General features: G+C 71.1%; 20 protein-coding genes. 7 read left to right on the top strand and 13 right to left on the bottom strand.

Going from position 1 to position 18,745, the window contains the following annotated elements; translation table 11 throughout:
* Window positions 1–4 precede the first annotated feature (4 nt).
* From manA to H7I41_RS28220, 4 genes are all read right to left on the bottom strand, one after another.
* Window positions 5–1,231 (bottom strand): mannose-6-phosphate isomerase, class I, encoded by a 1,227-nt coding sequence (manA, locus tag H7I41_RS28205; protein ID WP_264015952.1) that lies wholly within the window; start codon window positions 1,229–1,231, stop codon window positions 5–7.
* A 4-nt stretch (window positions 1,232–1,235) separates the two neighbouring features.
* Window positions 1,236–2,324, bottom strand: coding sequence for a TobH protein (locus H7I41_RS28210; protein ID WP_264015953.1), 1,089 nt, complete (start codon window positions 2,322–2,324; stop codon window positions 1,236–1,238).
* Entirely contained in the window at window positions 2,321–3,724 is a 1,404-nt protein-coding gene (locus tag H7I41_RS28215; RefSeq protein WP_264015954.1) for a phosphomannomutase/phosphoglucomutase, read from the bottom strand. The genes H7I41_RS28210 and H7I41_RS28215 overlap by 4 nt, the downstream gene beginning before the upstream one ends.
* Before the next feature lie 108 nt (window positions 3,725–3,832).
* On the bottom strand, window positions 3,833–4,252 hold the full coding sequence (locus H7I41_RS28220; RefSeq protein ID WP_264015956.1) for a DUF3499 domain-containing protein: 420 nt from the start codon (window positions 4,250–4,252) through the stop codon (window positions 3,833–3,835).
* A gap of 132 nt (window positions 4,253–4,384) precedes the next feature.
* Here H7I41_RS28220 and H7I41_RS28225 point away from each other — a divergent pair, with 132 nt between their 5' ends.
* A complete protein-coding gene (locus tag H7I41_RS28225; protein ID WP_264016018.1) occupies window positions 4,385–4,807 on the top strand; it encodes a metallopeptidase family protein in 423 nt (140 codons plus the stop codon).
* Window positions 4,808–4,831: 24 nt separating this feature from the next.
* On the opposite strand, the gene H7I41_RS28230 is transcribed toward H7I41_RS28225, so the two are convergent.
* Window positions 4,832–5,098 carry a WhiB family transcriptional regulator gene (locus H7I41_RS28230; RefSeq protein WP_264016019.1) on the bottom strand — a complete coding sequence of 89 codons (267 nt, stop codon included), beginning with the start codon at window positions 5,096–5,098 and terminating at the stop codon, window positions 4,832–4,834.
* A gap of 445 nt (window positions 5,099–5,543) precedes the next feature.
* Here H7I41_RS28230 and cofD point away from each other — a divergent pair, with 445 nt between their 5' ends.
* From cofD to H7I41_RS28245, 3 genes are read left to right on the top strand one after another with little or no spacing between them, the layout of a single operon-like run.
* Window positions 5,544–6,545 (top strand): 2-phospho-L-lactate transferase, encoded by a 1,002-nt coding sequence (gene cofD, locus H7I41_RS28235; RefSeq protein WP_264015958.1) that lies wholly within the window; start codon window positions 5,544–5,546, stop codon window positions 6,543–6,545.
* Window positions 6,542–7,882 carry a coenzyme F420-0:L-glutamate ligase gene (locus tag H7I41_RS28240; RefSeq protein ID WP_264015959.1) on the top strand — a complete coding sequence of 447 codons (1,341 nt, stop codon included), beginning with the start codon at window positions 6,542–6,544 and terminating at the stop codon, window positions 7,880–7,882. The genes cofD and H7I41_RS28240 overlap by 4 nt, the downstream gene beginning before the upstream one ends.
* Entirely contained in the window at window positions 7,879–8,430 is a 552-nt protein-coding gene (locus H7I41_RS28245; protein ID WP_264015960.1) for an NUDIX hydrolase, read from the top strand. The genes H7I41_RS28240 and H7I41_RS28245 overlap by 4 nt, the downstream gene beginning before the upstream one ends.
* A gap of 53 nt (window positions 8,431–8,483) precedes the next feature.
* Here H7I41_RS28245 and manB read toward each other — a convergent pair whose 3' ends face one another.
* From manB to rfbD, 3 genes are read right to left on the bottom strand one after another with little or no spacing between them, the layout of a single operon-like run.
* Window positions 8,484–9,563, bottom strand: coding sequence for a mannose-1-phosphate guanylyltransferase ManB (manB, locus tag H7I41_RS28250; protein WP_264016020.1), 1,080 nt, complete (start codon window positions 9,561–9,563; stop codon window positions 8,484–8,486).
* Between the two features lie 13 nt (window positions 9,564–9,576).
* Window positions 9,577–10,461, bottom strand: coding sequence for a glycosyltransferase family 2 protein (locus H7I41_RS28255; protein WP_264015961.1), 885 nt, complete (start codon window positions 10,459–10,461; stop codon window positions 9,577–9,579).
* Window positions 10,462–10,499: 38 nt separating this feature from the next.
* Entirely contained in the window at window positions 10,500–11,354 is an 855-nt protein-coding gene (gene rfbD, locus H7I41_RS28260) for a dTDP-4-dehydrorhamnose reductase (RefSeq protein ID WP_264015962.1), read from the bottom strand.
* A 79-nt stretch (window positions 11,355–11,433) separates the two neighbouring features.
* Between rfbD and H7I41_RS28265 the strand changes: the two genes are divergently transcribed.
* Together H7I41_RS28265 and H7I41_RS28270 are read left to right on the top strand one after the other, a co-directional pair.
* Complete coding sequence (locus H7I41_RS28265; protein WP_264015963.1) at window positions 11,434–12,915, top strand: LCP family protein; 1,482 nt, start codon at window positions 11,434–11,436, stop codon at window positions 12,913–12,915.
* Window position 12,916: 1 nt separating this feature from the next.
* Window positions 12,917–13,621, top strand: a complete 705-nt coding sequence (locus H7I41_RS28270) for a TIGR03089 family protein (RefSeq protein ID WP_264015964.1) — start codon at window positions 12,917–12,919, stop codon at window positions 13,619–13,621.
* Between the two features lie 3 nt (window positions 13,622–13,624).
* Here the strand turns inward: H7I41_RS28270 and H7I41_RS28275 are convergent, their stop codons facing one another.
* Genes H7I41_RS28275 through H7I41_RS28285 form a run of 3 tightly spaced genes read right to left on the bottom strand, consistent with a single transcriptional unit; the run spans window position 13,625 to window position 16,611 of the window.
* A complete protein-coding gene (locus H7I41_RS28275; protein WP_264015965.1) occupies window positions 13,625–14,791 on the bottom strand; it encodes an acyl-CoA dehydrogenase in 1,167 nt (388 codons plus the stop codon).
* 39 nt (window positions 14,792–14,830) lie between these two features.
* A complete protein-coding gene (gene purE / locus H7I41_RS28280; protein WP_372503820.1) occupies window positions 14,831–15,421 on the bottom strand; it encodes a 5-(carboxyamino)imidazole ribonucleotide mutase in 591 nt (196 codons plus the stop codon).
* Window positions 15,418–16,611 (bottom strand): 5-(carboxyamino)imidazole ribonucleotide synthase, encoded by a 1,194-nt coding sequence (locus H7I41_RS28285; protein ID WP_264015967.1) that lies wholly within the window; start codon window positions 16,609–16,611, stop codon window positions 15,418–15,420. Before H7I41_RS28285 ends, purE begins: the two co-directional genes overlap by 4 nt.
* Before the next feature lie 95 nt (window positions 16,612–16,706).
* Here H7I41_RS28285 and H7I41_RS28290 point away from each other — a divergent pair, with 95 nt between their 5' ends.
* Window positions 16,707–17,414, top strand: a complete 708-nt coding sequence (locus tag H7I41_RS28290) for a GtrA family protein (RefSeq protein ID WP_264015968.1) — start codon at window positions 16,707–16,709, stop codon at window positions 17,412–17,414.
* Here the strand turns inward: H7I41_RS28290 and H7I41_RS28295 are convergent.
* Both H7I41_RS28295 and H7I41_RS28300 read right to left on the bottom strand, forming a co-directional pair.
* Window positions 17,369–17,887 (bottom strand): PH domain-containing protein, encoded by a 519-nt coding sequence (locus tag H7I41_RS28295; RefSeq protein ID WP_264015969.1) that lies wholly within the window; start codon window positions 17,885–17,887, stop codon window positions 17,369–17,371. The two genes, H7I41_RS28290 and H7I41_RS28295, sit on opposite strands and share 46 nt — an antisense overlap.
* Window positions 17,888–17,896: 9 nt before the next feature.
* A complete protein-coding gene (locus tag H7I41_RS28300; protein WP_372503817.1) occupies window positions 17,897–18,721 on the bottom strand; it encodes a biotin--[acetyl-CoA-carboxylase] ligase in 825 nt (274 codons plus the stop codon).
* Window positions 18,722–18,745: the final 24 nt, after the last annotated feature.

The raw sequence follows: 18,745 nt of genomic DNA on the forward strand, positions 1-18,745 counted from the left end.
GGCGTCAGAGCCCGACGGTGACCCGGAACAGCTTGGTCGGTTCCTGCGCCATCAGCCGGATCGGGCCGTCGTCGGCGGCCACCCATGCCGCCGCGCCGCGCTGCAGCGTCAGCGACGTGCTCTTGGCATGCACCACGGTCACACCCTCGGTGCACAGCAGCACCTGCGGGCCGTCGTACCGTGACGGCGCGTCGACCTCGTGGCCGCACTGGTCGCCCGCGACGCTCAACACCGACACCGCGAACTCCGGCGCCGGCGTGCGATAGACCAGTTCCATTCCGTCGCGGCTCATCTCGGGCCGCAGCTCGTCCTCGGGCGTCGGCGTGAAGTCGAGCACCCGCAGCAGCTCGGGCACGTCCACGTGCTTGGGCGTGAGACCGCCGCGCAACACGTTGTCGGAGTTCGCCATCACCTCGACGCCGATGCCGCGCAGGTAGGCGTGCAGATTTCCGGCAGGCAGGTAGATCCCCTCGCCGGGCCGCAGCGAGATGCGGTTGAGCAGGAGGGCGGCCAGCACTCCGGCATCGCCGGGATAGCGCTCGCCGAGTTCGAGCACGGTCTTGGCCTCGGCGGCGAAGCGCTTGTGACCGGAACGGACGTATTCGATGGCACCCTCGAGCACCGCGGGGACGAGCAGGTCGAGGTGGGGTTGCGGCGCCGTGATCCAGGTGGTGAACAACGCCCGCAGCCCGTCGGCGTCGGGCTGGCCGGCCAACAGGTTGAGGTAGAGCTCGAGTTCGGGAACGGCCAGCGCGCGGATCAGCTCGATGGTGTGGTCGACCGGGGCGAATCCGGCCAGTGCCTCGAACTGGTCGAGCGCCACCATCAGCTCCGGCTTGTGGCTGCGATCGCGGTAGTTGCGCATGGGCGCCGACACCGGGATCCCAAGCCGGTCCTCGCGTTCGAAACCCTCTGCGGCCTGCGCCGCGCTCGGATGGGCCTGCAGCGACAGCGGTTCGTCGGCGGCGAGCACCTTGACCAGGAATGGCAGGGCGTCGCCGAACTGGCTGAGCAACCCCGTCCCCAGCTGGCCCTCCGGGTCCTCGCGCAGCGCCGTCAGCAGTGACTGCTCGCCGTCGTCGGTCTGCAGCCAGGCCGGATCGCCGGGATGCGCGCCGAACCACAGCTCCGCCTCGGGATGCGCTGTGGGACTGGGCCTTCCGGTGAACTCGGCGATCGCGGTGCGCGAACCCCACGCATAGGTCCGCACCGCGCCTCGTAGCAGGTGCACGTGTCTAACCCCGAACCAGTCTCAGGTACACAGCCGTCATCTCCAGTCGTACGGCCAGCGTGGCCAGTTGGTGTTCCGGCCGACTGCTCGCCCCCCTCGCCGCGCCGTCACCGGCGTCGGGCACATCCTCGGCACTGACCACGTCGACGCCGTCGAAACCCGCGACCCTGGCCAGTATCACCGGGCGCTCGAGGTCGGTGGTGAGGACGAAGGCGCGCACCCGTCGCGGCAGCGGCCCGTCGAACTCGTCGTCGTGGAACAGCGATGCCTCGTACGACGTCTCGCCACGGCGACCGGACGGCCTGCTGCGCAAGCCCACCAGCAGGTCGGCCAGTCCCACGGCGGCCACCGCCTCACCGGCCGCCCGCAGCAGCACCGCCGCGCCGTGCCGGCAGAGCGCGAGGGTGGCGGCGTTGTCGCCTGCGAGCACGACGTCGCGCCCGGAGATGCGGTCGGCCAGCGTCTTGGCGGGGTTGGTGAACAGGTCGCGGCCCGCGCTGTTGCGCAGCGCCTCGGCGTCGAGCTCGTCGGCCAGTGCGGAAAGGTCGGCAGGCAGACCCACATCCACGGTGTGCAGTGTGGCCAGCCCGACCGCGAGGTAGCGGGCCAGGCCGAAGTCGTCGGGTACCCACACCCGCGGCGCCAGCGCCACCGCCCGGCCGGCGGTGGCATCCCGCAGCGGACCTTCGTACGGCGCGGCGATCACCACCCGCGCGCCACGGCGCACACCGGTCGCGGCTGCCGTCACCAGCGCGGGGTCGGCCGCGTCGTCGCCCGCGACCACGATCACGTCCAGCGCACCGATCCAGAGCGGCACCTGCGCGGTGACGACGATCGGCGCAGCGGCAGACGGTCCCATCGTGGCAGCGAGCATCGCCCCCGCGGTCTCGGCGACGCCACGGCCGGCGACCCACACGACGGTGCGTGGCGGCTGGCCCGACCGCAACGGCTCGAGCACTCCCTCGTCGAACGCCGCCGCGGTGGCGCGGACCTGGGCGCCTGCCATCGCCGTCGCCCGGAGCAGACCGTCCCGGTCGGCGTTCAGCAGTCCGTCGGCGTCGTCGAGGTCGATGACCGCCTCGGTGGCCCTCACGACGAGTCCCCCGCGACGGTGACGCTCTGGGCCTCGACCGTCTGCGATACCTGGCCGACCACCTCGTCGACCTCTTCGGCGGTGCGCGCCTCGACGTTCAGCCGCAGCAACGGCTCGGTGTTCGACGTGCGCAGGTTGAACCAATTCCCGTTGCCGAGATCGACTGTCACGCCGTCGAGGTGATCGATGGAGTGGATGCGGGGGCCGAACGACTTGAGCACCGCCTCGACACAGGCCGCCGCATCGCCGACGGTGAAGTTGATCTCCCCGGACGCCTCGTAGCGCTGGTAGTCGGCCATCAGGTCCGACAGCGGCCGGTCCTGCTCACCGAGCGCGGCGAGCACGTGCAGGGCGGCCAGCATCCCGGAGTCGGCGCCCCAGAAGTCGCGGAAGTAGTAGTGCGCGGAGTGCTCGCCGCCGAAGATCGCGCCGGTCTCGGCCATCAAGGTCTTGATGTAGGAGTGCCCGACCCGGGAGCGCACCGGTGTCCCGCCCCGCTCCACCACCAGTTCCGGCACGGCCCGGGAGGTGATCAGGTTGTGGATGACGGTGGCGCCGATCTCACGCTGCAGTTCGCGCGCGGCCACCAGGGCCGTCACCGCCGACGGCGACACCGGGCGACCGAGCTCGTCGACGACGAAGCAGCGGTCGGCGTCGCCGTCGAACGCCAGGCCGATGTCGGCGCCGGAGGACACGACATGGGCCTGCAGGTCGACGAGATTGGCCGCGTCCAGCGGGTTCGCCTCGTGGTTGGGGAACGTGCCGTCGAGTTCGAAGTACAAGGGCGCCATCGTGATCGACGGGATGTTCCCCAGCACCGCCGGAGCGGTATGACCCGCCATGCCGTTGCCCGCGTCGACGGCGACGCGCAACGGGCGGCGACCGGCCAGGTCGACCAGTGAGCGCAGGAAGTCGCCGTAGTCGGCAAGCACGTCGCGGTCGGAGATGACGCCGCGCGGCGCGTCCGACGCGGGCACACCGGCGATCACCTCCTCGGCGATCACCGACAGTCCGGTGTCCTTGCCGACGGGTTTGGCTCCTGCGCGGCACAGCTTGATGCCGTTGTAGGCGGCCGGGTTGTGGCTGGCGGTGAACATCGCGCCGGGACAGTCGAGCAGACCGGAGGCGAAGTACAACTGGTCGGTGGACGCCAGCCCGATCCGGGTGACGTCGAGTCCCTGGGCCACCACGCCCTCGGCGAACGCCGCGGCCAGCGCGGGCGAACTGGCGCGCATGTCGTAGCCGATCACCACCTGGTGGACCGCCGGGTCGGCGGCCATCAGCCGGGCGAACGCGCCGCCCACGTCGGCGACGAACGCCTCGTCGAGTTCGTCACCGACCAGGCCACGCACGTCATACGCCTTGATGACGCGGTTAACCGCCGCAGCCGGCCGGGACATAGCACTCCTCGTGACGGGATCTTCTGCGCCAGCCTAGCCGTCGGAGGATGACGGATCTGCGTCTATCGCCCGGCTCGTTTGCTCCACCGGCGGCCGCCGGCCTCCGGTTTACTCGCCGGGGTCCGGCAACACCCGCAGGTGTCCGCGCCGGCGCCCGCTCGAATCGGGCCGACGGGCCGGGGGCGCCATCAGCGCACCACCCGCGACTCCGGTGGAGGGATCGGAGAAGCCCGCCACCACACCGTTCATCGGGGCCGCCACTTCACGTCCCTCGCGCACCGCGTCGGCGAGGGCGACCAGGTCGTCCTCGTCCGGATGGGTGGGCAGCGGGCCGGCGTGGCGAACGAGCTCCCACCCCCGCGGCGCGGTGATCCGGCTGGCATGGCCGACGCACAGATCCCAGGAATGCGGCTCGTTCACAGTGGCCAGGGGCCCGACCACGGCGGTGGAGTCCGAGTAGACGAAGGTCAGCGTCGCCACAGCATAGTGAGGGCACCCGGGCCGGCAGCAGCGACGGGGAACGTTCACGATCGAGAGGCTATCGCGCACCGCGGTCCCGTGGCACCGGACACGCGCAGCATCGGGGCGGCCGATCTCGAACCGTTACGATCGGTGACCGTGGCCGAAGGGAACCGGTGGCGATCACGCCGCCGCCGGGATATGCGCGGCCCGCTGCTGCCGCCGTCGGTGCCGGGCTGGCGCAGTCGCGCGGAACGGTTCGACATGGCGGTGCTGGAGGCCTACGAGCCGATCGAGCGGCGCTGGGCCGACCGGGTCTCCGCCCTCGACGTCGCGGTGGACGAGATTCCGCGGATCTCACCGAAGGATCCCGACAGTGTTCAGTGGCCGCCCGAGGTGGTGGCCGACGGGCCGATTGCGTTGGCGAGGCTGATACCCGCGGGCGTCGATGTCCGGGGTAATGCCACCCGGGCGCGAATAGTGTTGTTCCGCAAGCCGATCGAGCGCCGGGCCAAAGACACCGACGAACTCGCCGAGCTGCTGCATGAGGTGCTGGTGGCGCAGGTCGCCACATTCCTGGGCGTCGAACCCACAGTCATCGACCCGACGATCGAGGACGAGTGAGGCCCGGCGCGGGCCAGGTCGGTGCTAGATGATGCCGCGCTTGAGGCGTCGGCGCTCCCGCTCGGAGAGCCCGCCCCAGATGCCGAACCGCTCGTCATGGGCCAGCGCGTAATCGAGGCACTCGTCGCGCACCTCGCAGCCCAGGCAGATCCGCTTGGCCTCGCGGGTCGAGCCGCCCTTCTCCGGGAAGAACGCCTCGGGGTCGGTCTGAGCGCACAGCGCGCGCTCCTGCCATTGATCCTCGGTAGTTGCCGGATCAACTTCCCACTCGTCGCCCTGGTCGGGGACCAGGCTCAATTGCGGCCGGTTTGCGGCCGCCGTCGGCGCCGGCCTGATATCGGTGTGCGGCATGCTGCCGACAGCGCCGAGCAGCCGGTTGTCGAACCGGACTACTCGATCGAAATCGCTACTCTCAAAAGACATTTCCCGCCTCCTCACTCGGTGTCGTAGATGGACTCGGAGCCCCACGATGGAGATGTGCGACCAATCAATTCGAACAAGTGATCGAATCTCGGTCTGCGACACCGATTTCGGCCGGCCAACCGGGAATGACACTGATGTGATTAGACACGCGTTAGCTGCCGGGGTCAAGCGCTGGAACAGAAATTCATACCATCCCGTGACCCGCATACGGCGCGCCGTGACGTCGGCGTGTCTCGTTTGTGATCTTGGTTGTTCGCGCCGGGGCCGCAGGCGGTCGCGGCGGCGATCGCGGCAGCGCCTAATCTCGATCGATGTGAAGGTCACCGTACTGGTCGGCGGAGTCGGCGGCGCGCGCTTCCTGCTCGGTGTGCAGCACCTGCTCGGACTCGGGCAGTTCGCCACCGGCGAGACGTCGTCCGGACATGAACTGACCGCCGTCGTCAACGTCGGCGACGACGCCTGGATGCACGGCGTGCGCATCTGCCCCGACCTCGACACCTGCATGTACACCCTGGGCGGCGGCATCGACCCCGACCGCGGCTGGGGCCACCGCGACGAAACGTGGCATGCCAAGGAGGAACTGGCGGCCTACGGGGTGCAACCCGACTGGTTCGGACTCGGCGACCGGGACCTGGCCACCCACCTGGTGCGCAGCCAGATGCTGCGGGCCGGCTATCCGCTCTCCCAGGTCACCGAGGCGCTGTGCGCGCGCTGGGCGCCCGGCGCGCGGCTGCTGCCGGTGAGCGACGACCGCAGCGAGACCCACGTCGTGATCACCGACCCCGGCCCGGGCGAGACGGCCGGAGAGCGGCGCGCGATCCACTTCCAGGAATGGTGGGTGCGCTACCGGGCGAACGTGGAGACGCACAGCTTCGCCTTCGTCGGCGCCGATAAGGCCACCGCCGCCCCCGGCGTCACCGAGGCGATCGCCGACGCCGACGTGGTGCTGCTGGCGCCGTCGAACCCGGTGGTGAGCATCGGACCGATCCTCGCCGTGGGAGGCGTCCGCGCCGCCCTGCGCTCGACATCGGCCAAGGTGATCGGCTACTCCCCGATCGTCGCCGGAAAGCCGTTGCGCGGCATGGCGGACCGCTGCCTGTCGGTCATCGGCGTCGAATCCACCTCCGAAGCCGTCGGCAGACACTTCGGGGCGCGCTCCGGTGTCGGCCTGCTCGACGGCTGGCTGGTCCACACCGGTGACGACGCCGCGATCGAGGGCGTCGACGTGCGGGCCGTTCCGCTGTTGATGACCGACCCGGGCGCCACCGCCGACATGGTGCGCGCCGCGCTCGACCTGGCCGGGCTGACGCTGTGACCGAGCACGGATCCGCCGCGGCGGTGGAACTGCTGCCGGTGCCCGGGCTGCCGGAGTTCCGCACCGGTGACGACCTCGCCGCCGCACTGGCCGCGGCCGCGCCGTGGCTGCGGGACGGCGACGTCGTGGTGGTCACCAGCAAGGTGGTGTCCAAGTGCGAAGGCCGCATCGTCGCCGCACCTGCCGACCCGGAGGAACGGGATGCGCTGCGGCGCAAACTGATCGACGACGAAGCCGTGCGGGTGCTGGCCCGCAAGGGCAAGACGCTGATCACCGAGAACGCCATCGGCCTGATCCAGGCGGCGGCCGGGGTCGACGGCTCGAACGTGGGCTCGACCGAACTCGCACTGCTGCCCGTCGACCCGGACGGCAGCGCGGCGGCCCTGCGGTCCGGACTCGCCGACCGGCTCGGCGTGCGCGTCGCCGTGGTGATCACCGACACCATGGGACGGGCCTGGCGCAACGGCCAGACCGACGCCGCGATCGGCGCTGCCGGGCTTTCCGTGCTGCACGGCTACGCCGGGGCCCGCGACGTGCACGGCAACGAACTGCTCGTCACCGAGGTGGCCGTCGCCGACGAGATCGCGGCGGCGGCGGATCTGGTGAAGGGCAAGTTGACAGGCATCCCGGTCGCGGTGGTGCGCGGGCTGTCGCTGCCCGACGACGGGTCGACCGCACGCGACCTGCTGCGGCCCGGCGAGGACGACCTGTTCTGGCTGGGCACCGAGGAGGCCCTGCACCTCGGCCGCACCCAGGCCCAGCTGCTGCGCCGCTCGGTCCGGCACTTCAGCGCCGACGCCGTCGAGCCGGAGCTGATCGAGGCGTCGGTGGCCGAGGCGCTCACCGCCCCCGCACCGCACCACACCCGGCCGGTGCGCTTCCTGTGGCTGCAGGACGCCGACACCCGCCGCCGCGTGCTGGACCGTATGCGCGACCGCTGGCGTGCCGACCTGACCGGCGACGGGATGCCGGCCGACGCCGTCGAACGACGCGTCGCTCGCGGCCAGATCCTCTACGAAGCACCCGAACTCGTGATCCCGTTCGTGGTGCCCGACGGCGCGCACGACTACCCGGACGCGCAGCGGACGGCCGCCGAACGGACCATGTTCACCGTCGCCGCAGGCGCCGCCGTCCAGGCGCTGCTGGTCGCCCTCGCGGTCCGCGGCGTGGGCAGCTGCTGGATCGGCTCCACCATCTTCGCCGCCGAACTGGTGCGCCACGAGCTGGAGGTGCCCGACGACTGGGAGCCGTTGGGCGCGGTAGCCATCGGTTACGCCGCCGAACCCACCGGCCCGCGTGATCCCGCGTCCGTCGACGGGCTGCTGGTGCGCCGGTGACACTGCACGCCTCGGCGGTCGAGGTGCTCACCGAGTGGGTGGCGCCCGACCCCGCCCAGGACAGCCTGCGGCACTCGGTGCTGGCGTTCCTGGCCGCCCGGCCCGACGCGTGTGAGCGGTCCTGCGCTGCAGGCCACATCACCGCCTCGGCACTCGTCGTCGACCACACCGGCACCCGGACGCTGCTCACCCTGCACCCGCGGGTGGGCCGGTGGCTGCAGCTCGGGGGGCACTGCGAGGAGGGCGACGCCAGCATCGTCGCCGCCGCACTGCGCGAGGCCGGTGAGGAATCCGGTGTCGCGGGCCTGACCATCGACCGGTCGATGGCCGCCCTGCACGTGCACCCGGTGACCTGCTCGCTGGGCGTGCCGACCCGCCACCTCGACATGCAGTTCGTGGTGCGCGCGCCGCGCGACGCCGAGATCGCGGTCAGCCGGGAGTCACTCGACCTGCGCTGGTGGCCACTCGACGCGCTGCCCGACGGCACCGACTTCGGCCTGGCGCAACTGGTGACCGCAGCGTTGCGCCGGAACGGCATTCCCGGCTAGCAAGCGCGCGGCTCGATGACCGGGAATGCAGTTCCGTGGAAGAGGCGGAAGAGTCAGACGTCGGTGGAGTAGCGCAGGCCGCCGTCGGGGATGGCCACGCCCGGCCACACCCGCGCGCCGCGCAGCAGCTCGCAGCGGGCGCCGATGTCGGCGCCGTCGCCGATCACCGCATCCCGGATCAGCGCGCGCGGCCCGATCCGGACGCCGAAGCCGAGGATCGACCGCTCGATCACCGAACCGGCCTCGACCCGCACCCCGTCGAAGATCACCGCGCCGTCCAACCGGGCGCCCGCCCCGATCTCGGCGCCGCGGCCGACCACCGTGCCACCGATCAGCAGTGCGCCGGGCGCCACCGCGGCGCCGTCGTGCACCAGCGATTCGCCGCGGTGACCGCCCAGCGCCGGCGACGGCGCGATACCACGCACCAGGTCGGCCGAACCACGCACGAAGTCCTCGGGCGTGCCCATGTCACGCCAGTAGGTCGCGTCGACGTAGCCGCACACCCTGAGTCCGTCGGACAGCAGCGCGGGGAACACCTCGCGCTCCACCGACAGCGCACGCCCGGCCGGGATCCGCTGCTCGATCACCTCGCGCCGGAACACGTAGCAGCCGGCGTTGATCTGGTCGGTGGGCGGATCCTGCGTCTTCTCCAGGAACGCCGTCACGACGCCCTCGGTGTCGGTGGGCACGCAGCCGAAGGCGCGCGGGTCGCCGACACGCACCAGGTGCAGCGTGACGTCGGCCTCCCGCTCGGCGTGGGAGTTCAGCAGCGCACCCAGGTCCGCGCCGGACAGCACGTCGCCGTTGAAGACCATCGCGGTGTCGTGGCGCAGCTTGTCGGCCACGTTGGCGATGGCGCCGCCGGTGCCCAGCGGTTCGGTCTCGGTGACGTAGTCGATCTGCAGGCCGAGCTTGGAGCCGTCGCCGAACTCGGCCTCGAACACCTTCGCCTTGTACGAGGTGCCCAGCACGACGTGCTCGATGCCTGCCTTGGCGATCCGGGACAGCAGGTGGGTCAGGAACGGCAGCCCGGCCGTCGGCAGCATCGGCTTGGGCGCCGACAGCGTCAACGGTCGCAGCCGGGTGCCCTGGCCGCCCACCAGGACGACGGCGTCCACCTCGGCCGGGTTCAGCGGATTCGCCACGCTAGTGCCCTTTCCTTCGCCGCGACTTCCTGACCACCAAACCTGCGCGCACGGCGAGGGCTCCCCGGAACGCCCCGCGCAGCGGGGCCTGCCACCACCTCGGGTAACGGTCAGCCAGGAAAGTGTAGGTGCTGCGATGATGCGCGGCCAAGTTGCGGGCCGGGTCGCGGCCGGTGGAGTGGCCCTTGTGGTGCAACACCTCCGCCGACGGCACGTACACGTTCTGCCAGCCCGCCTTGGCGAGCCGATCACCCAGGTCGACGTCCTCCATGTACATGAAGTAGCGCTCGTCGAAGCCCGATACGTCGTCGAAGGCGGACCTCCGCAGCAACAGGCACGCCCCGGACAGCCAGCCGACGACGCGTTCGCTGGGCTCCTCACGGTCCTGCCGGTAGGCCGCCGTCCACGGGTTGGACTTCCAGAACGGGCCGACCACCGCGTGCATGCCGCCGCGGACGATGCTCGGCTGGTGGCGCGCCGACGGGTAGACGGTGCCGTCCGGATCGTTGATCAGCGGCCCCAGCGCGCCCGCTCGCGGCCACCGGGCAGCCGCCTCGAGCAGGGTGTCGATCGAGTGCGGTCCCCACTGCACGTCGGGGTTGGCGACGACGAAGAACTCGGGGTCGCGCGACGGGTCGGCGTCGCGCAGGTATTCGGAGACGGCGCGGTTCACCGCGGTGCCGTAGCCGAGATTGCCGCCGGTCCGCAGCAGCCGGGTGTTCGGATACCGCTGCAGCGCCTCCTCGGGCGAGCCGTCGGTCGACCCGTTGTCCGCCATCACCACCGTGACCGGGCGTTCGGTCGCGTGTGGCAGGGACGCCAGGAAGCGGTCGAGGTGCGGGCCCGGCGAATACGTCACCGTCACCACCACCAGCTCGTCACCCACGTGACATCACCATCACGGCGTAGAGGGTAACCGGGCCGTCACGGCGCCTCGTCCAGCGCGCTGGTCAGCGCCTCCCGCCACGGCCGCAGCGGAGTGAGTCCGGCCGCGGCGGACCGCCTGCCGGACAGCACGGAGTACGCCGGCCGGGGCGCGGGCCGCGGGTGCCGGTCGGTGCCGACGGGACGGACCCGCTGCGGGTCGGCGCCGAGGAGCTCGAACACCGCCTTGGCCTGTTCGAACCGGCTGGCCTGGCCGTCGTTCGCCGCGTGCAGCACCGGTGCGTCGACAGTGCCGTCGGCCACCTGGAGCAGGGCGGTCACCAGGTCACCGACGTAGGTGGGGGCGCCGACCTGGTCGGCCACCACGTCGACGGTGGCGTCGCCGGCCGCCATGCGCCGCATGACCGCCACGAAGTCCGTTCCGCCCGCGGCGCCGCGGTAGATCCACGCGGTGCGGACCACGTGCGCGGTCGGCAGCGCGTCGAGCACGGCGCGCTCCCCCGCCAGCTTCGTCCGGCCGTAGACGCCGAGCGGTCCGGTCTCGTCGTCGACCTCGTAGGGCTCGCGGCGGTCGCCGCTGAAAACATAGTCGGTGGAGATGTGCACCAGGCCGGCGCCGACGGCCGCGCAGGCGCGCGCGATGTGGCCGGGGCCGACTGCGTTGACCTCGTGGGCGCGCTCGGGCTCCGATTCGGCGGCGTCGACCTTCGTGTAGGCCGCGCAGTTGATCACCACATCGCCGGCGCGCACGACGCGCTGGGCGGCGGCGGGATCGGTGATGTCCCACTCGGCGGAGGTCAGCGCCGCGACAGTGCGCCCCTCGCGGCGGGCCTGAGCTGCGAGAACGGTGCCCACGAGGCCGCCTGCCCCGGTGATCACGATGCGCTGCGCCATGGCCGCGAGTCTGACATGGCGGCTGGCACGCCGACGAGCGCTACCTCGATGCGGCGCCACTCGCAAGTAACCTGGGCTGATGCCCGCCCGTGTACTTCGTGCTGTCGCCGTGACCACCGCGCTGGCGGTGGTGCTGGGGACGGGTGTGGCGTGGAGCCGGATCCGCTCGTTCGAGTCCGGCATCAACCACATCAGCTCGGCCACACTGGGCGGCGGCGGCGAGGACGGCGCGATCGACGTGTTGCTGGTCGGGTCGGACAGCCGCACCGACGCCCACGGCAACCCGCTGTCGGCCGACGAGCTCGCAACGCTGCGCGCCGGTGACGACGTCGCGACCAACACCGACACCATCATCTTGATCCGCATCCCGAACAGCGGCGAGTCGGCCACCGCGATCTCCATTCCCCGCGACTCCTACGTCGAGACGCCGGGCATGTACAAGACGAAGATCAACGGCGTCTACGGCGAGGCCAGGTTCGAGACGCTGAAGCAGCTCGTCGAGGTCGAGGGCATGGATCCGGCGCAGGCTGAGAAGCAGGCCGTCGAAGACGGTCGCGAGGCGCTGATCAAGACCGTCGCCAATCTCACCGGTGTCACCGTCGACCACTACGCCGAGATCGGCCTGCTCGGCTTCTCGTTGATCACCGACGCCCTGGGCGGTGTCGACGTCTGCCTCAAAGATGCGGTCTACGAACCCCTTTCGGGTGCCGACTTCCCGGCCGGCTGGCAGAAGCTCAACGGCCCCCAGGCGCTGAGCTTCGTGCGGCAGCGCCACGACCTGCCGCGTGGCGACCTCGACCGGGTGACCCGCCAGCAGGCGGTGATGGCGTCACTCGCCCACGAGGTGATCTCCAGCAAGACGCTGTCGAGCCCCGCCACGCTGAGCCGGCTGGAAGCCGCGGTGCAGCGCTCGGTGGTGCTCTCCGACGGCTGGGACATCATGGATTTCGTCGACCAGCTGCAGAAGCTGGCGGCGGGCAACGTCGCGTTCGCCACCATTCCCGTTCTGCGGGAGGACGGTTGGAGCGACGACGGTATGCAGAGCGTGGTGCGGGTGGACCCGGTCCAGGTGCAGGAGTGGGTGTCGAGCCTGTTGCACGACCAGGACGAGGGCAAGACCGAGGAACTCGCCTACACGCCGAGCAAGACCACCGCGGAGGTGGTCAACGCGACCGACATCAACGGGCTGGCCGCCGCGGTGTCGGGAGTGCTGGCGGAGAAGGGATTCACGCCCGGCCCGACCGGCAACCACGAACAGGGCGTCCAGGTGAGCGGCAGCCAGGTTCAGGCCGCCACGGCCGACGACCTCGGCGCGCAGGCGGTCGCCAAGGATCTCGGTGGGCTTCCGGTCGTCGAGGACGCCTCGGTGCCGTCCGGCGCGGTGCGGGTGGTGCTGGCCGGCGACTACACCGGCCCGGGCTCGGGTCTCGACGGCGCCGACCCCGCCCTGCTGGCCGCAGACCCGGCGGCCGGCGGGTCGACCGAGGAGTCGACCGGGGTGCCCCCGACGCCTGCGCCGGTGATCACCGCGGGCTCCGACGACCCGGAGTGCGTCAACTGACATGACCACCGTCTCCGGTGCGGTGCTCGACCCGCTGCTGGCGGCCGACCCCGTCGGGCCGCGCATCACCTACTACGACGACGCCACCGGCGAGCGCATCGAGCTGTCCGCGGTGACCCTGGCCAACTGGGCGGCCAAGACGGCCAATCTGCTGCGCGACGAACTGGGCGCCGGACCGGGCAGCCGGGTGGCGGTGCTGCTGCCCGCCCACTGGCAGACCGCGGCGGTGCTGTTCGGTGTCTGGTGGATCGGCGCCGAGGTGGTGCTCGACGGCGAGGCCGACGTCGCGCTGTGCACGCTCGACCGGCTGCCCGAGGCGGACGCCGCGGTCGGCGTCGGCGAGATCGCCGTGCTGTCACTGGATCCGTTCGGCAAGCCGGTGCCCGATCTGCCCGTCGGGATCACCGACTACGCCACCGCGGTGCGCGTGCACGGCGACCAGATCGTTCCCGAACGCAGCCCCGGGCCCGCCCTGGCCGGGCGGTCAGCCGACGAGGTGATCACCGCGGCGCGGGAATCCGCTACGGCGCAAGGAATCACGGCCACCGACCGGGTACTGTCCACCCACGCGTGGGCCACCGCCGACGACCTCGTCGACCATCTGCTCGCGGTGTTCGCCGCCGGCGGATCGCTGGTTCAGGTGACGAACCCTGACACCGCGGGGCTGCCACGCCGCCGCGAGATGGAGAAGGTCACCCGCGGCTGACGGTCACTTCAGCAGTGCGCGCGACATCACGACGCGCTGGATCTGGTTGGTGCCCTCGTAGATCTGGGTGATCTTGGCGTCGCGCATCATCCGCTCCACCGGGAAGTCGATGGTGTAGCCGGCGCCGCCGAACAACTGGACGGCGTCGGTGGTCACCTCCATCGCGACATCGGAGGCGAAGCACTTCGACGCCGCGGAGATGAAGCCGAGCGCCGGTTCGCCGCGCTCGGCACGGGCGGCGGCGCTGTAGACCATCAACCGGGCCGCCTCCACCTTCATCGCCATGTCGGCGAGCATGAACTGCACACCCTGGTTGTCGCTGACCGGGCGGCCGAACTGCTTGCGGTCCTTGGTGTAGGCGATCGCCGCGTCCAGTGCACCCTGCGCGATGCCCACCGCCTGCGCACCGATCGTCGGGCGGGTGTGGTCGAGGGTGGCCAGCGCAGTCTTGAAGCCGGTGCCCGGCTCGCCGATGATCCGGTCACCGGGAATGCGGCAGTTCTCGAAGTACAGCTCGGTGGTCGGCGAGCCCTTGATGCCTAGCTTCTTCTCCTTGGGCCCGATGCTGAAGCCTTCGTCGTCGAGGTGCACCACGAACGCCGAGATACCGTTGGCGCCCTTGTCCGGATCGGTCACCGCCATCACGGTGTACCAGTCCGACTTGCCGCCATTGGTGATCCACGCCTTGGTGCCGTTGAGGATCCAGTCCTCGCCGTCGGCCTTGGCGCGGGTCCGCATGGCGGCCGCATCGCTGCCCGCTTCGCGCTCCGAGAGCGCATAGGACGCCATCGCCCCGTCGACGAGGTCGGAGAGCACCTTCTTCTTGAGGTCCTCCGAACCCCGCAGAATCAGACCCATCGTGCCCAGCTTGTTCACCGCCGGGATCAGCGACGCCGACGCATCGACGCGCGCGACCTCCTCGATCACGATGCAGGCCGCGACCGAGTCCGCACCCTGGCCGCCGTACTCCTCGGGCACGTGCACGGCGTTGAAACCCGAGGCGTTCAACGCCTGCAGGGCCTCCTCCGGGAAGCGCGACTGCTCGTCCACCTCCGCGGCGTGCGGTGCGATCTCCTTCTCCGCGAGTGCGCGGATCGCGCTGCGCAACTCCTGATGTTCCTCAGGCAACTGGAACACGTCGAACGACTGATTACCGGCCCAATGAGCCATCGCGGCCTCCTAGCTACTCACCGGTAACTTTACCCGCTGTCAGCCGTCGCCCAGCAACCGGTCCCGCAACGCGGCGTCTTTGGCGAGGACCATCTGCTCGAGATCGGCCTGGAACGCGGTCATCCGGTCGCGCAGCGCCACATCGGCGGCGCCGAGAATCCGCACCGCGAGCAGGCCCGCGTTGCGTGCTCCACCGATCGACACCGTGGCCACCGGCACGCCCGCGGGCATCTGCACGATCGACAGCAGCGAGTCCAGCCCGTCGAGTCGTGCCAGGGGCACCGGCACCCCGATGACCGGCAGCGGCGTCGCCGAGGCCACCATGCCGGGCAGGTGGGCGGCACCGCCTGCGCCGGCGATGATCACCTCGACGCCCCGCTCGGCCGCGGTGCGCGCGTAGTCGAGCATCCGGCCCGGTGTTCGGTGCGCCGAGACGACGCCGACCTCGAAGGGCACCTCGAACTCGGCGAGCGCCTCGGCGGCTTCGGCCATCACCGACCAGTCGCTGTCGCTGCCCATGATCACGCCAACTCGCGGCGCGGGTGCTGCTTCCCGGGTCGCTTCGCTCCTGCCCTCTGGTGCTGCTTCCCGGGTCGCTTCGCTCCTGCCCTCTGGTGCTCCGGAACTCATCTGTGCGGGTCCCATCCGTCGGTCCATTCGGCGTGCGACAGCCAGTGTGCCGCCCGTTCGGCACGCTCGCGCAGGTACTCCGCGTCGCGGCCGGGGATGTTCACGTGGCCGATCTTGCGGCCGGGCCGTTCGGTCTTGCCGTACAGGTGCACCTTGGCGTCGGGCAGCCGGGCGAACAGGTGGTGCAGACGTTCGTCCATGCCCATCGCCGGAGTCTGCGCGGCGCCCAGGACGTTGGCCATCACCGTCACCGGGGTGAGCAGACCGGTGTCGCCGAGCGGATAGTCCAGCACCGCCCGCACGTGCTGCTCGAACTGACTGGTCCGTGCGCCGTCCATGGTCCAGTGCCCGGAGTTGTGCGGGCGCATCGCCAGCTCGTTGACCAGCAGCCCGCCCTCGACGGTCTCGAAGAGCTCCACCGCGAGCACCCCCACCACGCCGAGCTCCGACGCCAGACTCAGCGCGAGTTTCTGTGCCGCCGAGCTCGTCTCATCGGACAGCCCGGCTGCGGGCGCGATCACCGTCACGCAGATCCCGTCGCGCTGCACGGTCTCCACCACCGGCCACGCCGCCCCCTGACCGAACGGTGACCGGGCCACCAGCGCGGCGAGTTCGCGCCGCATCTGCACCCGCTCCTCGGCCAGCACGGCCACTCCGTCGGCCAGGTAGCGGGCCACCACCTCGCGGGCGTGCCCGGCGTCGCGGGTCAGCACGACCCCGCGTCCGTCATAGCCGCCGCGGACCGTCTTGATCACCACCGGCCCACCGACGGCGCGCGAGAAGGCTTCGACGTCGTCGACCGACTCGAGCGCGGTGTAGCGCGGTATGGGAGCGCCGAGCGCCTCGAGCCGGCGGCGCATCACCAATTTGTCCTGCGCGTGCACCAGCGCGGCGGGCGGCGGCGCGACATTGACGCCCTCGCCGATCAGCGTGTCGAGCAGTTCGGTCGGCACATGCTCGTGGTCGAACGTCAGCGCGCTGGCCCCGGCGGCGGCCCGGCGCAGCGCGTCGAGGTCGGTGTGGGATCCGATCACCACGTCAGGGGTGACCTGGGCGGCTGGCTCGTCGGGGGCGGTGGCCAGCACGCGCAGCGACTGACCGAGGGCGATTGCCGCCTGATGGGTCATCCGGGCCAGCTGGCCCCCGCCGATCATTGCCACGACGGGCGGCGAGGAGGAATTCGTCGGCACGCCGCCTATCGTGTCACGATCCCGGCCAACGCCCTGACCTGGGGCGCAGCCGCGGATTCCGCGTCGTCACGGGCCGTTACGTAGACTGCCTCCTTGTGTCCTTTGCCGATGCGACGATCAAGCGCCTTCCGGGGCCGATCCGTCCCTACGCCGAGCAGCACCACGAACTGATCAAGTTCGCCATCGTCGGTGCGACGACGTTCATCATCGACTCGGCGATCTTCTTCACGCTCAAGCTGACGATCCTCGAACCCAAGCCGGTGACCGCCAAGATCATCGCCGGCATCGTGGCCGTGATCGCGTCGTACATCCTCAACCGGGAATGGAGCTTCCGCGACCGGGGTGGCCGCGAGCGCCACCACGAGGCGCTGCTGTTCTTCGGGTTCAGCGGAGTCGGCGTGCTGCTGAGCATGGCGCCGCTGTACTTCTCCAGCTACGTGCTGGGCCTCCGGGTGCCCGAGGTGTCGTTGACCATCGAGAACATCGCCGACTTCGTCTCGGCCTACATCATCGGCAATCTGCTGCAGATGGCGTTCCGGTTCTGGGCGTTCCGGCGCTGGGTCTTCCCCGACGAGTTCGGGCGCAACCCGGAGCGGGCGCTGGAGTCCACCCTCACCGGCGGCGGCTTCGCCGAGGCGATGGAAGATCATCTGGAGCACCACGAGCAGGGGCGTCTCGGCAAGGGCGCCGGGAACGGCCTGCAGCACGACCCCGCAGACGGCACGGTCACGCCGCTGCGCCGACGCGCCCGGCGAGGTCAGCTGGGCGACTCCTCGGAACCGAGGGTGTCGAAGACTTCGTGATACAGCAGTGAATGCACCCGCTCCACGCGGGGGATGTCGTGGAATTCCAGTGGGTCCTGAGCCGCCGACTCGATGATCAGCGTCCCGGTGCGCAGAATCCGGTCGAGCAGGCCGTGCCGGAACTCGACGCTGTTGATCCGCGCCAGCGGGATGTCGATGCCCGAGCGGGTGAGGACACCGTGCCGGAACATCACCCGCCGGTCGGTGATCACGAAGTGCGTCGTCCACCAGTTCAGGAACGGCCACGCCGTCAGCCAGCCGATGAGCACGGCCCAGATCGCGGCGATCACGCCCAGCACGACCGTCCGGGCGGTGGGATCCCAGCCGAGGGTGTTGACGTAGCCCGCGCCGAAGGCCGCCACCGCGGTGGCCAGCAACAGCACCAGCACCGGTCCGATCAACCGCTTCCAGTGCGGGTGCCGGTGCAGCACCACCTGCTCGTCGTTGGCCAGCACGTTCTCCGGGTAGCCCACGGCAGCACTCTACGACTCGACCGGCCGCAGATGGGTGATGTCGCCCGCGGACACGGTGACCAGCTCGCCGGGCGTCCTGATCTGCAGCCGCCCCACGCCGTCGATGCCCTCGGCCACGCCTTCGACCGCACGGTCCCCTGGCAGTGTCGCGCGCACCCGGCTGCCCAGGGTCCGGCTGCGGGCACGGTAGTCGGCGGCGAGCGCGTCGTCCCGCCCGTCTGCGCGACGCCACCGGGTGGTCACCTCCGCCAGGTGGCGTAGCACCGCTGCGGCCAGCCGATCGCGGTCGACGGCATCCACCCCGAGCATCGCCAGCGAGACGGCCACGGGATCGGGCGCCTCGTCGGCGGTCATCGTGGCGTTGATGCCGAGCCCGACCACCACCGTCCGGGCCGGCGCGGCGACCTCGGCCAGGATGCCGGCCAGCTTGCCCGGCGAGTCCTGCGGGCCGACCTGCACGTCGTTGGGCCACTTGAGGCCGGCGGCCACGCCTGCGACCTCGGCCACTGCGTCGACGACCGCGACCCCGGCGGCCAGCGGGAGCCATCCCCACGCATCGGGGGCCACGTCACCGACATCGACGCCGACCGACAGCGCGAGCTGCGAGCGCGGTGGCGCGGACCACCGGCGGCCGTGCCTGCCGCGCCCGGCGCTCTGGTGCTCGGCGATCAGCACCGCACCGGCGATGTCCTCCCCCGCCGCGGACCTGGCCAGCAGGTCGGCATTGGTGGAGCCCGTCTCCTCGACGACGTCCAGCCTCGTCCACGGCGGCGCGGTCAGCCCGCCGCGCAGGAATTCCGCGTCGAGCGCGGGTCGCGTCCGGTCTGTGTTCACCGGTACAGGCTAGGGGCTCCGGTG

This window comes from [Mycobacterium] manitobense, from assembly GCF_025821665.1.
GTDB classification, from domain to species: Bacteria; Actinomycetota; Actinomycetes; order Mycobacteriales; family Mycobacteriaceae; genus Mycobacterium; species Mycobacterium arseniciresistens.

What these genes read in the sequence shown, in the direction of transcription:
- H7I41_RS28215 (WP_264015954.1), bottom strand. Translation starts at nt 3,724, where the DNA reads ATGTCCCGGCCGGCTGCGGCGGTTAACCGCGTCATCAAGGCGTATGAC.
- H7I41_RS28225 (WP_264016018.1), top strand. Translation starts at nt 4,385, where the DNA reads ATGCGCGGCCCGCTGCTGCCGCCGTCGGTGCCGGGCTGGCGCAGTCGC.
- rfbD (WP_264015962.1), bottom strand. Translation starts at nt 11,354, where the DNA reads ATGGCGCAGCGCATCGTGATCACCGGGGCAGGCGGCCTCGTGGGCACC.
- H7I41_RS28265 (WP_264015963.1), top strand. Translation starts at nt 11,434, where the DNA reads ATGCCCGCCCGTGTACTTCGTGCTGTCGCCGTGACCACCGCGCTGGCG.
- H7I41_RS28270 (WP_264015964.1), top strand. Translation starts at nt 12,917, where the DNA reads ATGACCACCGTCTCCGGTGCGGTGCTCGACCCGCTGCTGGCGGCCGAC.
- H7I41_RS28275 (WP_264015965.1), bottom strand. Translation starts at nt 14,791, where the DNA reads ATGGCTCATTGGGCCGGTAATCAGTCGTTCGACGTGTTCCAGTTGCCT.
- purE (WP_372503820.1), bottom strand. Translation starts at nt 15,421, where the DNA reads ATGAGTTCCGGAGCACCAGAGGGCAGGAGCGAAGCGACCCGGGAAGCA.